Source organism: Billgrantia gudaonensis, assembly GCF_900100195.1.
GTDB lineage: Bacteria > Pseudomonadota > Gammaproteobacteria > Pseudomonadales > Halomonadaceae > Halomonas > Halomonas gudaonensis.
In genome coordinates, this window is sequence record NZ_FNES01000002.1 from 123710 (window position 1) to 137436 (window position 13727).

Annotated in this window: 13 protein-coding genes; 10 read left to right on the plus strand and 3 right to left on the minus strand. The window is 68.2% G+C overall.

The annotated features are described in order from the left end of the window. The first annotated feature begins 175 nt into the window (after positions 1 to 175). The 4 genes from BLP96_RS02640 to BLP96_RS02655 all read left to right on the plus strand — a co-directional run bounded on the left by BLP96_RS02640 (position 176) and on the right by BLP96_RS02655 (position 4748). Complete coding sequence (locus BLP96_RS02640) at positions 176 to 754, plus strand: UPF0149 family protein (protein ID WP_089682811.1); 579 nt, start codon at positions 176 to 178, stop codon at positions 752 to 754. A gap of 34 nt (positions 755 to 788) precedes the next feature. Then, on the plus strand, positions 789 to 2126 hold the full coding sequence (gene pepP, locus BLP96_RS02645; protein WP_089682814.1) for a Xaa-Pro aminopeptidase: 1338 nt from the start codon (positions 789 to 791) through the stop codon (positions 2124 to 2126). Between the two features lie 64 nt (positions 2127 to 2190). Beyond that, positions 2191 to 3402 (plus strand): 2-octaprenyl-6-methoxyphenyl hydroxylase, encoded by a 1212-nt coding sequence (gene ubiH / locus BLP96_RS02650; protein WP_089682816.1) that lies wholly within the window; start codon positions 2191 to 2193, stop codon positions 3400 to 3402. A gap of 101 nt (positions 3403 to 3503) precedes the next feature. Continuing rightward, positions 3504 to 4748, plus strand: coding sequence for a UbiH/UbiF/VisC/COQ6 family ubiquinone biosynthesis hydroxylase (locus tag BLP96_RS02655; RefSeq protein ID WP_089683357.1), 1245 nt, complete (start codon positions 3504 to 3506; stop codon positions 4746 to 4748). On the opposite strand, the gene BLP96_RS02660 is transcribed toward BLP96_RS02655, so the two are convergent. The 3 genes from BLP96_RS02660 to gpmI form a co-directional block, all read right to left on the minus strand. After that, entirely contained in the window at positions 4745 to 6067 is a 1323-nt protein-coding gene (locus BLP96_RS02660; protein ID WP_089682818.1) for a S41 family peptidase, read from the minus strand. The genes BLP96_RS02655 and BLP96_RS02660 overlap by 4 nt on opposite strands. A 74-nt stretch (positions 6068 to 6141) precedes the next feature. Continuing rightward, entirely contained in the window at positions 6142 to 7281 is a 1140-nt protein-coding gene (locus BLP96_RS02665) for a murein hydrolase activator EnvC family protein (protein ID WP_089682820.1), read from the minus strand. An 18-nt stretch (positions 7282 to 7299) separates the two neighbouring features. Continuing rightward, positions 7300 to 8880 (minus strand): 2,3-bisphosphoglycerate-independent phosphoglycerate mutase, encoded by a 1581-nt coding sequence (gene gpmI / locus BLP96_RS02670; protein WP_089682822.1) that lies wholly within the window; start codon positions 8878 to 8880, stop codon positions 7300 to 7302. 202 nt (positions 8881 to 9082) lie between these two features. Between gpmI and BLP96_RS02675 the strand changes: the two genes are divergently transcribed. The 6 genes from BLP96_RS02675 (at position 9083) to BLP96_RS02700 (ending at position 13712) form a co-directional block, all read left to right on the plus strand. Continuing rightward, positions 9083 to 9505 (plus strand): rhodanese-like domain-containing protein, encoded by a 423-nt coding sequence (locus tag BLP96_RS02675; RefSeq protein ID WP_089682824.1) that lies wholly within the window; start codon positions 9083 to 9085, stop codon positions 9503 to 9505. Between the two features lie 30 nt (positions 9506 to 9535). Next, positions 9536 to 10063 carry a protein-export chaperone SecB gene (gene secB, locus BLP96_RS02680; RefSeq protein ID WP_089682826.1) on the plus strand — a complete coding sequence of 176 codons (528 nt, stop codon included), beginning with the start codon at positions 9536 to 9538 and terminating at the stop codon, positions 10061 to 10063. After that, on the plus strand, positions 10038 to 10808 hold the full coding sequence (locus BLP96_RS02685) for a 16S rRNA (uracil(1498)-N(3))-methyltransferase (protein WP_089682827.1): 771 nt from the start codon (positions 10038 to 10040) through the stop codon (positions 10806 to 10808). The genes secB and BLP96_RS02685 overlap by 26 nt, the downstream gene beginning before the upstream one ends. A 39-nt stretch (positions 10809 to 10847) precedes the next feature. Continuing rightward, entirely contained in the window at positions 10848 to 11558 is a 711-nt protein-coding gene (locus tag BLP96_RS02690) for a CvfB family protein (protein WP_089682829.1), read from the plus strand. Positions 11559 to 11816: 258 nt separating this feature from the next. Next, positions 11817 to 12788 (plus strand): glutathione synthase, encoded by a 972-nt coding sequence (gene gshB, locus BLP96_RS02695; protein ID WP_089682831.1) that lies wholly within the window; start codon positions 11817 to 11819, stop codon positions 12786 to 12788. Between the two features lie 12 nt (positions 12789 to 12800). After that, entirely contained in the window at positions 12801 to 13712 is a 912-nt protein-coding gene (locus tag BLP96_RS02700) for an energy transducer TonB (RefSeq protein WP_089682832.1), read from the plus strand. Positions 13713 to 13727: the final 15 nt, after the last annotated feature.

A 13727-nucleotide genomic window follows, 5' to 3' on the forward strand; every position in this document is an offset into this window, starting at 1 on the left:
GGTGTCGAGGGAGTGGCACGATGCGGTACCATCCAGGTTGATGGGAATGGCGCATCCGGCCAAACGTCACTATAAGAGAGCCGTTTGCAAGCGGTCAACGCATCGCGCAGGACTCGCCGGTCCGTCACCATCGCTGCCTTCCCACCGATCCACCGATGCCAACCAGGAAACCGTCATGTCTCCCATCGACGAACGCCCGGACTTCTCGACCGTCGCCGATCTCTTCCTGCTCCACGGGAGCCTGCAGTCGCCGGCTTTCCTCGACGGTCGTCTGTGTGCCGCCCTGGCGCTCAGCGACCTCGATGCCGACGCCTGGCTCGAGAGCGTGTGTCTGGGGCTCGGTGTCGAGCAGCCGCGGGATCGCGACAGCGCCGCGACGCTGCTGGCCTGGCGCCGCCATACCCTCGAGGCCCTGGCCGACAGTTCGCTGGACTACGAACCGCTGCTGCCCGACGAGCTCTACTCGCTGGCCGAACGTGCGCGGGGTCTCTCGGAGTGGACTCAAGGCTTCCTCGAGGTGCTCGACGAGATGGGCGACGCCCCTCGCCAAGGCTGGTCCGCCGCCTTGACCGAAGCCGTCGAGGATCTCGGCGTGGTGGCGGCGCTGGAGACCGATCTCGATGATAGCGCAGAGAACGAGAACGACCTGTTCGCGCTGACCGAGCACGTGCGCATGGCCGCCATGCTGCTCTACACAGAACAGCATCCCGGCAAGCCGCAGGTCGAGAACGTCGAGACGCCCACCCGCCACTGATTCTCTCCCCTTCGCTCACGTTTCAGGAGACGCCATGCTGCCCGAGATCCTGCCGCGGCCCGCGGCGATCGACAACGCCGAATATCGCGCCCGCCGCGCGGCGCTGATGGACGAACTGCCCGCCGACAGCGCCGTGCTGCTGCCGGGGGCTTCGCTGGTCACGCGTTCGCGAGACAGCGACTTCCCCTTTCGCCAGGCCAGCGACTTCCACTATCTCACCGGTTTTCCCGAGCCCGATGCCCTGCTGGTGCTGTTGCCGGGACGTGCCGAGGGCGAGAGCGTGCTGTTCTGTCAGGACCGCGATCCGGCGCTGGAGACCTGGACCGGTATCCGCCTGGGCGCCGAGGGCGCCGTTCGCGAGCACGGCGTGGATCAGGCTTTCGAGAACGCCGAGCGCGAAGAGCGACTCGACCAGCTGCTCGACGGGCGAACCACCTGCTATCTGATGCTCGACGACGCCGAGTCGCTGGCGCTGGCCCAAGCGGTACGCGGCCGACTGACTGCCAGAGGGCGCCGTGGGGCCCGACCGCCGCTGGCCTTCGTCGATCTGGCGCCGCTGCTCCATGAGCGACGCCTGATCAAGAGTGCCGCCGAGCTCGAGCTGCTGCGCCATGCCGGCACCATTTCCGCACGTGGCCATCGTCGCGCCATGGCCGCGGCCCGCCCCGGCCTGGCCGAATATCACCTGCAGGCCGAGCTGGAACACGAATTCCATTGGCAGGGCGGCAGTGGCCCGGCCTACGCCAGCATCGTCGGTGGCGGCGCCAATGCCGGTGTGCTGCACTACGTGGAGAACCGCGCCCCGCTGCGCGACGGCGAGCTGGTACTGATCGATGCCGGTGCCGAGTTCGACCTCTATGCCGGCGACATCACCCGCACCTTTCCGGTGAGCGGACGCTTCAGCGAGGCGCAGCGGGCCCTCTACGAAGTGGTACTGGCAGCCCAGAAGCGTGCGCTGGAAGCCGTTCGCCCCGGGACCACGCTGGCAGCGATCCATGATGGCGTGGTGCGCGATCTGACCGCGGGATTGATCCGCCTGGGGCTGCTCGATGGCGATCAGCGGGCGCGCATCGATGACGGCAGCATCAAGCGGTTCTATCCGCACAGCACTTCCCACTGGCTGGGGCTGGACGTGCACGACGTGGGCGACTATCGCTGCGACGGCGAGCCCCGCCCGCTGGCGCCCGGCATGGTGCTCACCGTCGAACCGGGGCTCTACATACCCGATAGCGACGATATCCCGGATCGCTTTCGCGGCATCGGCATTCGCATCGAGGACGATGTCGCCGTGACCGCTGAAGGTCACGAGGTGCTCACCGCCGATGTGCCCAAGGAAGTGGCCGATATCGAGGCATTGATGGTCAGTTTCTGACCGCCGGTCGGATTCGGCATCATGCCGTTATGTAATTTACGTTACGCAATACGGAGGGCCTGCCATGGCCGAGTCTGAACGGCAGACGGTGGATATCGCCATCGTGGGCGGCGGACTGGTCGGAGCCAGCCTGGCCTGCGCGCTGGCGCCGCTGATCGCTCGTTACGGTCTGCGTGTGGCAGTGATCGAAGCCGCACCCATGAGCGAATCGACGCAGATTGCCTGGCAGCCCAGCTTCGACGCCCGTGCGAGTGCCATTGCCGAGGGCTCCGCCCAGCGCTTCCAGGCCATGGGAGTGTGGGAGGCCATGGCCGAACGGGCGGCAACGATCCGGCGTATTCATGTCAGCGAGCGGGGGCGGCTCGGGGCCACCCGTCTCAGCGCCGAAGACGTCGGCAGCGCAGCGCTGGGGCATGTCGTGCCCAATGCCTGGATGGGGCGGGTGCTGCACCGTCGCTTGGTCGATCTGCCGCTGAGCTGGCACTGCCCGGCAAGCGTCGAGCGCATCGAGTCGCGAGGTTCGGGCCATCGTCTGAGTCTGTCCGATGGCAACGTCCTGCAGGCGGGCCTGACCGTGCTGGCCGACGGCGGTCGTTCCGGGCTCAAGGAGCGACTGGGCATCGCCAGCCGCGAGGCGCCTTACGAACAGGTGGCGTTGATCGCCAACGTGGCGGTGAGCCGCCCTCACGACGGCACCGCCTACGAGCGCTTCACCCGTGAGGGGCCCATCGCGCTGCTGCCGCTTCCCGGCCAGCAGATGGCGTTGGTATGGACCCATGCCAAGGGGCGCGAGCAGGCCCGGCTGGCCCTTTCCGACGGCGACTTCCTGGAGGCATTGCAGCGCGCCTTTGGCGATCGAGCGGGGCGCTTTCGTCGTGTCGGCAGCCGTCATGCCTACCCGCTCACGCTGATTACTGCCCGCGAGACGGTTCGCCCCGGCCTGGCCGTGCTTGGCAATGCCGCTCATGCGCTGCATCCGGTGGCAGGCCAGGGGTTCAACCTGGCCCTGCGCGGGGTGACCGACCTGGTCGACACCCTGGCCGAGGCACTGGCGGAAGGACGAGCCCCGGGCGATTTGACCACCTTGCAGGCGTTCGAAGCGCGCCGAGGCGGCGATCGTGATGCCGTGACCCGTTTCAGTGACGGCCTGGTGCGGCTTTTCGACATCGACAACCCCCTGCTCTCGCATGCCCGGGCCGCCGGCCTGATCGGTCTGAACCTGACTGGCCCGCTGCGCCGGGGTCTGGCGCGCCGCGCCATGGGAGTGGAGCGCTGATGAAAGACATCAGGAGTCAGAAGGAAGAAGGCAGAGGGATGGCGGGGAAGGACGGAGTGAGACGTGAAGCGAAGGATGACGACGATGCGAGAAGCATGCTGATGCATGGCTTGGAACGAGCTGGCGACGCCGCCGAGGTGATCGTCGTTGGCGGAGGCATGGTGGGGGCCGCGCTGGCGGCCCTGCTCGGCGAGGCTGGCGTGGCGGTGATGCTGCTCGATGCACGGCCGGGAACGCTGGATCGGGAGGCAGTGGGGAGTGGCCGGCCGGCGCGGCGAGTGAGCGCCATTACGCCCGTGTCGCAGCGATTGCTGGAAGGGCTAGGGGCCTGGCGCTGGATGGCGAACCGCCGCGTGACGCCCTATCGCTACATGCAGGTATGGGACGCCGAAGGCAGCGGCGCAGTGAGTTTTTCCGCCGACCAGGCGGGGGTGCCAGCGTTGGGGCATATCGTCGAGAATGACGTGGTGCTGGCTGGGCTGGAGGCTCGCCTGTGCGAGCTGCCCTGCGTGCGGGTACGGCTGGGGGCACGCGTGGCGGAGATGCGCGAGACGCCGACCGGCCGCGAGGTGGTTCTGGACGACGGCGAACGTCTGGCCGCGCCGCTGGTGGTGGCCGCCGATGGCGCCCGCTCACCGCTGCGCGACCTGGCCGGTATCGCCGTGGCGAACCGCGAAACCGGCCACGTGGCCGTGGTCACCACGGTGAGTACCGAGCGGCCCCACGGTGGCGTGGCACGCCAGGCCTTCCTGTCCAGCGGGCCACTGGCGTTCCTGCCACTGACGGTGGAGGGTGACGACCGTTTGTGCTCCATCGTGTGGTCCACGACACCGGACGAAGCCGAGCGGCTGGTCGCTCTGTCGCCGAAGGCGCTGGGCGAGGCGCTGACCTCGGCCTTCGCCGCAGAACTCGGTGCGGTGAGCGTGGCGGACGAAGCCTTGGCAGTACCACTCACCCAGCGCCATGCCGAACGCTACGTGGCACCGGGCTTCGCCCTGGTGGGAGATGCCGCCCACACCATTCATCCGTTGGCCGGCCAGGGGGTGAATCTGGGGCTGATGGATGCGGCGGTGCTCGCCGAGGAAGTGCTCGCGGCGCGGCAGCGCGGCATGCCGCCGGGTGAAGCCAGCGCACTGGCCCGCTACGCGCGAAGACGGCGCGGCGACAATGCCGCCATGCTGGCGCTGATGGACGGCTTCCGGCTGCTGTTCGGCGCTCGCCATCCGGCATTGACGGTGGCGCGCAACCTGGGGCTTTCCGGCGTCGACCGCCTGGTGTCGGTCAAGCGGTTGCTGATGCGCCAGGCGATCGGCGAGCGGGGGCGGCTGCCCCGGTCGTGCCGCTAATCGCGCTGGTTGCGCTGACCCACCACGTTGAGTGCCTTGAGCAGATTGAGCGCTTCGGCGAGCTGGTAGTCCTCGCGTAGCCGCTCGCTCATCTCGCTGCGTTCACGAGGTTCGTTGCGGGAGCGCAGGTGGCCTTCCAAGTCGACTTCGCGTACGCCGATGTCCTGGCCTTCGGCCACTTCCAGTCGTCCGCGCACCACGTCGACATCGGGCTCGATGCCCTGGGCCTGGATGGAGCGCCCCTCGGGGGTGAAGTAGAGAGCGGTGGTCAGCTTGAGACCCTCGCCGTTGCCCAGCGGCATGATCTGCTGTACCGAACCCTTGCCGAAGCTCTCGGTGCCCATCACCACGGCGCGACGCTGGTCCTGCAGGGCGCCGGCGACGATCTCGGCCGCTGACGCGCTGCCGCCGTTGATCAGCACCACCAGCGGCACGTCGGGGGCGGCCGTCTCGCGCTTGGCGGAGAAACGCATTTCCGTATCGGGCAACCGCCCTTCCGTATAGACGATCAACCCCTCTTCCAGGAAGGCGTCGGCGACGTCGACGGCGGCCTGCAGCACGCCGCCCGGGTTGTTGCGCAGGTCGAGCACCAGGCCGTCGAGAGGTCCTTCGGCCGTCAATTCCTCCAGCGCGCCCACGACCTGCTCTCCGGTGCGGCTCTGGAACTGGCTCACCCGCAAGTAGCCGAAGCCCTCTTCCAGCAGCTCGTGCTTGACGCTCTCGGTGCGGATGATCTCGCGGGTGATGGTGACCCGCCGCGGGGACTCCTCGCCGCGGCGCAGGATGGTGATGGTGATGTCGCTACCCGGTTCGCCGCGCATCAGGGTCACCGCCTCCTGCAGCGACAGCGACTCGGTGGGCGTGTCGTCGATGCGCAGGATGACGTCGCGAGACTGCAGGCCGGCACGGGAGGCCGGCGTGTCGTCGATGGGGGCGATGATGGTCAACTGACCATCCTGCATGCCGACTTCGATGCCCACACCGCCGAATTCGCCCTGGGTCGACTCGCGCAGGCTCTCGAACTCCTCACGGTCGAGATAGGCGGAGTGCGGGTCCAGTTCGTTGAGCATGCCGCGCATGGCGTTGCGTAGCAGGGTGCGGTCGTCGACTTCCTCGACGTAGGCCCGCTTGATGCGCTCGAAGACTTCGGCAAAGGTCTGGACGTCTTCGACCGGCAGCTCGTCCACTGCCGGCATGTCGTCCGACGTGGCCTGCGCCGCGAGTGGCAGGGGAACCAGGCAGAACGCCAGCAGAACCGCCGACAGCATCCAATGGGGATGTTGCAAGACTCGGCCGACGTGAACGAGAGGTGACAGCATGCGAACTCCGCAAAGTCAGGAGGCAGGGCAGTCCAGCATAGCCCGCGCTCTGGTGCTTGTGAAAGGGGCGGTGTCTAGCGCTGGGCGATCCATGCCTCGGGGTCGATTGGCTTGCCCTGCCGGCGGACTTCGAAGTAGAGCCCGGGCTGGCGCTGGCCACCGCTCACGCCGACCGCGCCTAGAGGGTCGCCCCGCGACAGCGCCCGGCCGACCTCGGTCTCGAAGTGCTGCAGGTGCGCGTAGAGCGTCATCACCTGATCGCCGTGATCGACGATCACCAGGTTGCCGAAGCCGCGCATCCATTCGGCGAAGACCACCCGCCCCGCGTGCACGGCCGTGACAGGGGTGCCTTCCGCGGTGCGAATCAGCAAGCCGTTGCGATGCACGCCGTCGCCATTGCCGAACGTGGCGGCGAGCTCCCCTTCCACCGGCCACGGCAGTTCGCCCTGGGTGCGCTCGATGGCCGTGGAGGGGGGCGGGCTATCGAGCCGGGCCAGCTCCTGACGAATGGCCTCGAGGCGCTGCTCGGCGGCTTCACGGTCCTGCTCGAGCTGGGCCAGGCGAGCTCGCTCGCTGCCGTGGCGCGCTGCCAACGCTGCGACCAACCGCTCGCGTTCGGCGACCTGATCGGCCAGTTCGGCGCTGCGCTCGGCGAGGGAGTCGGCCAGGGCGTCGAGCCGCTGACGCTGTTGGCGCCGCTCACGCTGGTTGGCGTCGAGCTCGGCATCGAGTTGGGCGATGGCGTCGAGTCGCGCATGGCGCGCCTCGGCCAGGCTATTGAGATAGGTTTGCAGACGGTCGAGCCGCGCCGGATCGTCCTGGTTGAGCAGCAGCTTGAGCTGAGGCGTCCGACCCAGGCGATAGAGGGCGTCGAGCTGGGCACGCAGCGCCTCGACCTGGTCGCTGCGTTCGGCCTGGAGGTCGTCGCGGGCAGACTCCAGCTCGGCGAGCTGTGCATCGACCTCGCGACGCTCGGCCTGGATGGCATCGAGGCGGCGATGGGTCTCGGCCAGCGCCGTCTCCACGTCGCGCAACGCCTGGGTGGCCTCATCCTGGGCTTCGCGGGTGGTGGCGAGGCGCTGGCTGGCCGACTCGATGGCCGTGCCGATCGCGTCGAGGCGCTCGCGTGCCTCGCGCTCGCTGGGCTGGGCGAGCAGCTGGGACGATGCCACGGCAAGCGCGAAGACGGAGAGTCGAACGAACCCTCGGATCATGGACGGCGCGCGCCGCGCTCAGGCCACCGGCTCGACCAGTACCCGGCCAGACATTTCCTCGGGTATCGGCTGTGCCATCAGGGTCAACAGGGTTGGAGCGATGTCGCACAGGCGGCCATCGTCGAGCAGGCGCAGCGGTTGTGCTCCCACGTAGATCAGCGGCACCGGAAAGGTGGTGTGAGCCGTCTGGGGAGCGCCGGTCTCGGGGTGGACCATCTGCTCGGCGTTGCCGTGGTCGGCGGTGACCAGGCAGGCGCCGCCGACGCGCTCGATGGCTTCCACGACGCGTGCCACGCAGGCATCCACTGCCTCGATGGCCTTGACGGCGGCGTCGAAGTCGCCGGTATGGCCGACCATGTCGCCGTTGGCGTAGTTGCACACCACGAGATCGAAGGTCCCGCCGTCGATGGCCTCGACCAGCCGGTCGGTGACCTCGACGGCGCTCATCTCGGGCTTTTCGTCATAGGTGCGCACGTCCTTGGGCGAGGGAACCAGGATTCGGGTTTCACCGCGGTACTCCGCTTCACGTCCGCCGGAGAAGAAGAAGGTGACGTGGGCGTACTTCTCGGTTTCGGCGATACGCAGTTGGGTCAGGCCACGGCTCTCCATCACCTCGCCGAGGGTGTTGTGCAGCGCCACGGGCGGAAAGGCGGCCGGAGCGGGAATGTCCGCGGCATACTGGGTCAGCGTGACCAGGCTGCCGCCGGCAAGCGAGGGGCGTTGGCGGCGTTCGAAACCGGAAAAGTCGTCCTCGACGAAGGCGCGGGTCAGCTCCCGGGCACGGTCGGCGCGGAAGTTCATGAAGAAGGCGGCGTCGCCGTCGCCAATGGTGACTGGCCCACTCCCGTCATGGATGGCCGTGGCGGCGACGAACTCGTCGCTTTCGCCGCGATCGTAGGCAGCCTCGAGCCCGGCTTTGGCGCTTGTTGCGGTGAAATCGCCCTCGCCTTCGGTGAGCAGGCGGTAGGCCTTCTCGATGCGCTCCCAGCGGTTGTCGCGATCCATGGCATAGTAGCGACCGATCAGCGAGACGACCCGGCCGTTGTCCGCACCGACCAGTTCGGCGAGTCGCGCTTCGGTGCGTTCCAGCGAGGCGTTGGCGCTCTTGGGTGCGGTGTCGCGGCCGTCGAGGAAGGCGTGCACGTAGATGCGCTTGGCGCCCCGCCGTGCGGCCAGCTCGGCCATGGCCAGGATGTGGTCTTCGTGGCTATGCACCCCGCCGGGCGAGAGCAGGCCCAGCAGGTGCACGGCCTTGCCCGCTGCCACGGCGGTATCGATGGGGTCGGTGAGCGTAGCGATGGTGTCGAGTTCGCCCTCTTCCACCGCCTTGGTGATGCGCGTGAAGTCCTGGTAGACGATGCGTCCGGCACCCAGGTTCATGTGGCCGACCTCGGAGTTGCCCATCTGGCCGTCGGGCAGGCCTACGTGGCGGCCGTCGGTGTGAATCAGAGTGTGCGGTCGCTCGGCCCACAGGCGGTCGAGGGTCGGGGTGCGCGCGGCGGCGACGGCGTTGCTGGCGCGGTCGGGGTTGTGGCCGTAGCCGTCCAGAATGATCAGCGCCACGGGGCGCGGGGCGGCGGAAGGAGAAGCGGTCGTCATGTCGGGAAGGCCTCGTGGTGGTCTCGGCACGACCGGCCATCGGTCTCGGCGACGGGGTCGCGACTTGCATCGGCTTGCGGCATCATAACGTACGGCACGCTTGGCCGTCATGGCGACGGCAGCGAGCCTCGCGCCCATTCGTGTATACTGGGCGCCGCCCAGTTTGCTCAACCGTGTACCCGACCCGGAGTGTCCCGGACCCATGATCGATCAGCTGTTCGAATTCGTGCAGAATCACCCGCTGTTGGTAGCCGCTTTCCTGATGGTGCTGGCGGCGTGGATCTTCTACGAGGCCCGCAACGCCTCCTCCAGCGGCGTGACGGCCAGCCAAGCAACGCAGCTGATCAACCGCGAGGATGCGGTGGTGGTGGATACCCGCGAGGCTGGCGACTTCAAGGCCGGCCACATCGCCGGGGCGCGCAACATCCCCCAGAGCCGCATCGACGACCGCATGAACGAGCTCGAAAAGGTCAAGGACAAGCCGATCATCGTGGTGTGCAAGAGTGGGCAGAGCTCCGGCGTTACCGTGGCCAAGCTCACCAAGGCCGACTTTCCGCGAGTCTTCAAGCTCAAGGGCGGCATGGCGCAGTGGCAGGCGGATGGCCTGCCGGTGGTCAAGAAATAACTCATTCCAGCGACGCAAAGGACCTTTCCCATGGCGGAAGAGAACAGCCAGAACGGCGGTGGCGATAGCCAGGCCGCCGGCCAGCAGAACCAGCAGCAGCTGCAGTTCGCCGTACAGCGCGTCTACGTCAAGGATATCTCCTTCGAGGCGCCCAACTCCCCGGCGGTCTTCCAGCAGCCGTTCAAGCCCAAGGTCGGCGTGGACCTCAACTCATCGAGCCAGAAAGTCGGCGACGATCTCTACGAGGTCACGCTCAAGGTCACTGCCCAGGTCACTCATAGCGAAGAGGGCACCACCTCATTCCTCGCCGAGATCGAGCAGGCCGGCCTGTTCCGCATCAGCGGCATCGAGGGCTCGCAGCTCGAGCACACCCTGGGTGCTTTCTGCCCCAACATGCTGTTCCCCTATGCCCGCGAGTGCATCGACAACCTGGTCAATCGCGGCGGCTTCCCTCCGCTGATGCTGGCACCGGTCAACTTCGAGGCGATCTACGCCCAGAAGAAGAAACGCGCAGCCGAGCAGGCCCAGCAGGATGCCGGCGGGCAGACCACCCAGTAACGGCGGTCGAGCCGTGGCATCGAAAGCCCCGCGCATCCACGTCGCCGCCGATTATCGCATCGGCGGCGACGTCGTTCTGCCGGAAGGCCCTGCCCGTCATGTGGCGCGGGTGCTGCGCCTGGGGCCGGGCGCACCGCTGACCCTGTTCGATGGCGCGGGCCGCGAGGCGCGTGGCGTGCTCGTCGAAGCCGGCCGCAAGCAGGTGGTGGCGCGCATCGAGACCGTCGAAGCGGGCCGTGGCGAATCGCCGCTGGCCGTTCATCTGGGCCAGGCGATCGCCAAGGGCGATCGCATGGACTACGCCATACAAAAGGCCGTGGAGTTGGGGGTGGCCGCCATCACGCCACTGTATACCGAGCATGGCGACGTGCGTCTCAAGGGTGACCGCGCCGCCAGAAAGCTCACCCACTGGCAGGCGGTGGCGGGCAGTGCCTGCGAGCAGTGCGGCCGTGCCGTGGTACCCCGCGTTCACCCGCCCGTCGAACTCGCCGAGTGGCTGGCTGGCCGCCACGAAGCGCTGCGTCTGGTGCTGCATCCCGGCGGCGGAGGAGCGCTCGAACGCAGCGAGATTCCCGCCGCCGTCGCCCTGCTGATCGGCCCCGAAGGAGGCCTGGCCGAAAGCGAGGTCGAGGCCGCCCAAGGCGAGGGTTTCGTGCCGCTGGGCCTGGGGCCGCGCATCCTGCGCACCGAAACGGCCCCCGTGGTGGCATTGTCCCTGTTGCAGCACCGTTTCGGCGACCTTTGAACGTCACCGCCCCTTCTCTCTGCCGATGGAGCCGCTGCCATGCCCGATTCACGAGATCCGCGATCTTCCCGCGCGACGACTTCCGGTGCCCGTCGCGCTCGCACGCCGAAGGCCCGGGTCGGCGAGGTCGCCTACCTCGAGGTGGTCACGGTCAACGACACCGGCGCCTTCCTCGACTGGGGCCATCCCCGCGACCTGCTGCTGCCCTTCGGCGAGCAGCACTTTCGCCCCACCCCGGGCAAGCGGGTGCTGGTGCGCATCTACGAGGACCAGCAGGGGCGGCCGGTGGCCTCGCAAAAGCTCGACCGCTTCGTGCAGGATGCGGCAGTGGGTCTGGCGCCGGGCGACGAGGTCGAACTGGTGATCGCCGATCACACCGACCTGGGGGTCAAGGCGGTGGTCGATCACCGCTTCTGGGGACTGCTCTATCGCGACGATGTGACCCGGCCGGTGCGTCGTGGTCAGCGTCTCGCCGGCTTCGTCAAACGTGTGCGCGACGATGGGCGGCTGGATCTCTCGTTGCTGCCGCCCGGAGAAGCGCGCCTCGATGCGGTGGGCGAGCGGGTACTCGAGGCGCTACGCAAAAGCGGTGGGTACTTGCCTCTGGCGGACAAGAGTCCAGCGCACGAGATAAAAGCGCGCCTGGGAGTGAGCAAGAGTGCCTTCAAGCAGGCCATTGGGCGGCTCTACAAACAGCAGCGCATCACCATCGAAGCGAGCGGCATTCGCCTGGTGCCCGGCAGGGAGTAGCGTGGGCAATCGCGGCTAGCCTGCGCGAGGGGCGCCGGGGGCAGGCGCAGCGGAGGTCCGATGCCAGGGATGGCGTCGGTAGCGCCCAGGGAGGGGTTTACAGCGCCTCCGCGCAGGCCTGTCACCCGGAGTCAGCCCCGATATCTGTGCACCGTATAGGCTAGCGGCGATAGTCCCGAAAGGTGCCCTGGCTGCCTTGGTGTCGCCAGGGGGCTCGGGCATACTGCGTCTGACCACTGATTCGACCGGATACCGATCATGAGCGAACGCGCCCTCCACGTCGGGGTGGTGATGGATCCCATCGCCGACCTCGCCTACAAGAAGGACACCACCCTGGCCATGCTGTGGGCGGCCCAGGCGCGCGGCTGGACGCTGCACTACCTGGAGCCGGAAGACCTCTTTCTGCGCGATGGCCGTGCCTTCGGCCGGCGACGTGAGCTCGAGGCGTTTCGCGACCCGGCGCGCTGGTACGCCTTGGGCGAGCCGGAGACGCGTCCGCTGGCCGAGCTCGACGTCATCCTGATGCGCCAGGATCCGCCGGTGGACGATCACTTTCTCAACGCCGTGCACCTGCTGGGCTTCGCCGAGCGTGAGGGGGTGCTGGTGGTCAACCCCACCCGGGCGCTGCTCGAGTGCAACGAGAAGCTGTTCGCCCAGCAGTTCCCGCACTGCTGCACGCCGACGGTGGTCACCTGCCGCGAGTCGGTATTGCGCGCCTTCCATGCCGAGCATGGCGACGTCATCCTCAAGCCGCTGGACGGCATGGGAGGCAGCGGGATCTTCCACGTCCAGCCCGAGGGTCGCAATCTCGGTGCCATCATCGAGCTGCTGACCGAGCGCGGCCGACGCCAGATCATGGCTCAGCGCTACATCCCCGAGATCCGCGACGGCGATACGCGCATTCTGCTGGTGGACGGCGAGCCGGTGCCCTTCGGGCTCGCACGGGTGCCCATGGCCGGCGAGACGCGCGGCAACCTGGCGGCCGGTGGCCAGGGCATGAGCCGTGAGCTCACCGACCGCGACCGCTGGCTGATCGCTCAGGTGCAGCCGATGATCCGCGACAAGGGGCTACTGTTCGTGGGCCTCGACGTCATCGGCGACTACATTACCGAAATCAACGTGACCAGCCCCACCTGCGTGCGCGAGATCGACGACCAGCGGGGTACCGACATCGCCGGCCTGCTGATGGAGGCCATCGTGCGTAGGCTGGCCACGCGGCGCAGCGTCTAGGCGGCGCTCGACATGCCGGCGGCACTCAGCGACCCCATCCACTACGCGCCGGTCACGCGGCCCTACCGGCGCTGGCTGGCATTGTCGATCGCCGTGCTGCTGCACCTGGCGTTGCTGGGTAGCGTGGCGGGCCTGCCCTTCGGCGCTTCATCGCCGCCCGCCACCAGCCTGGACGTGGTGCTGGTGACACGGGCTTCGTCGGCGCCGGTGGAAGCAGCCGCCATTGCCGAGCAGAATCAACGTGCCGCCGGCCAGCCGGATACCTCGGATCCCGCTGAAGCGCGGGCGCTGACCCAGACCCGGCAACCCCGCCGCGAGGCCGCGCTTCCGCCCACCCAGCCAACCGCGTCGCGCCAGCGCGCCCGGGAGGCGCTCGCTACCCTCGATGCCAGCGACCCCGCCGTTTTTCCCACGACGTCGGAGCGTGCCGCCGAAGCGCACCAGGATGCGCCAGGGGCAGTTAGCCCTTCGCCCACTGCGGCCAGCGCCGATTCCGCGGTAGGGCGCGACTCGATGGCCGAGGCTGCAAGCAGCCGGCGTGAGCAGGGGCGCTCGCTCGAGGTGGCGGGTTTCAGCGGAGAGAGCTCCCGCCAAGCGGCCCAGCAAGCCGCCGAGGCGCGCTACATCGACGACTGGACTCGACGAATCGAGGCCTACGGCAACCGCGTTCACCCGGCGCCGCCCGAGCTGCATGGCCAGCTGCGCATTCGCGTAGTGATCGGTCGTGATGGCGAGCTACGCCAGACAGAGGTGGTACAATCCTCGGGACATGCCGAACTCGACCGGGCAGCGCTGGAGACCGTGCACGGCGCTGGCCCCTATCGCCCCTTCGACGGCGACATGGGCGCGCTGGACAGTCTTTCCATCACCCGCGTCTGGCGGTTCGGCCAAGGCAATCACTACGGCGTGCGGCAGGGCCCCTGACCCGCCGCCCGGGAG

What these genes read in the sequence shown, in the direction of transcription:
- BLP96_RS02640 (WP_089682811.1), top strand. Translation starts at nt 176, where the DNA reads ATGTCTCCCATCGACGAACGCCCGGACTTCTCGACCGTCGCCGATCTC.
- pepP (WP_089682814.1), top strand. Translation starts at nt 789, where the DNA reads ATGCTGCCCGAGATCCTGCCGCGGCCCGCGGCGATCGACAACGCCGAA.
- ubiH (WP_089682816.1), top strand. Translation starts at nt 2,191, where the DNA reads ATGGCCGAGTCTGAACGGCAGACGGTGGATATCGCCATCGTGGGCGGC.
- BLP96_RS02655 (WP_089683357.1), top strand. Translation starts at nt 3,504, where the DNA reads ATGCATGGCTTGGAACGAGCTGGCGACGCCGCCGAGGTGATCGTCGTT.
- BLP96_RS02660 (WP_089682818.1), bottom strand. Translation starts at nt 6,067, where the DNA reads ATGCTGTCACCTCTCGTTCACGTCGGCCGAGTCTTGCAACATCCCCAT.
- BLP96_RS02665 (WP_089682820.1), bottom strand. Translation starts at nt 7,281, where the DNA reads ATGATCCGAGGGTTCGTTCGACTCTCCGTCTTCGCGCTTGCCGTGGCA.
- gpmI (WP_089682822.1), bottom strand. Translation starts at nt 8,880, where the DNA reads ATGACGACCGCTTCTCCTTCCGCCGCCCCGCGCCCCGTGGCGCTGATC.
- BLP96_RS02675 (WP_089682824.1), top strand. Translation starts at nt 9,083, where the DNA reads ATGATCGATCAGCTGTTCGAATTCGTGCAGAATCACCCGCTGTTGGTA.
- secB (WP_089682826.1), top strand. Translation starts at nt 9,536, where the DNA reads ATGGCGGAAGAGAACAGCCAGAACGGCGGTGGCGATAGCCAGGCCGCC.
- BLP96_RS02685 (WP_089682827.1), top strand. Translation starts at nt 10,038, where the DNA reads ATGCCGGCGGGCAGACCACCCAGTAACGGCGGTCGAGCCGTGGCATCG.
- BLP96_RS02690 (WP_089682829.1), top strand. Translation starts at nt 10,848, where the DNA reads ATGCCCGATTCACGAGATCCGCGATCTTCCCGCGCGACGACTTCCGGT.
- gshB (WP_089682831.1), top strand. Translation starts at nt 11,817, where the DNA reads ATGAGCGAACGCGCCCTCCACGTCGGGGTGGTGATGGATCCCATCGCC.
- BLP96_RS02700 (WP_089682832.1), top strand. Translation starts at nt 12,801, where the DNA reads ATGCCGGCGGCACTCAGCGACCCCATCCACTACGCGCCGGTCACGCGG.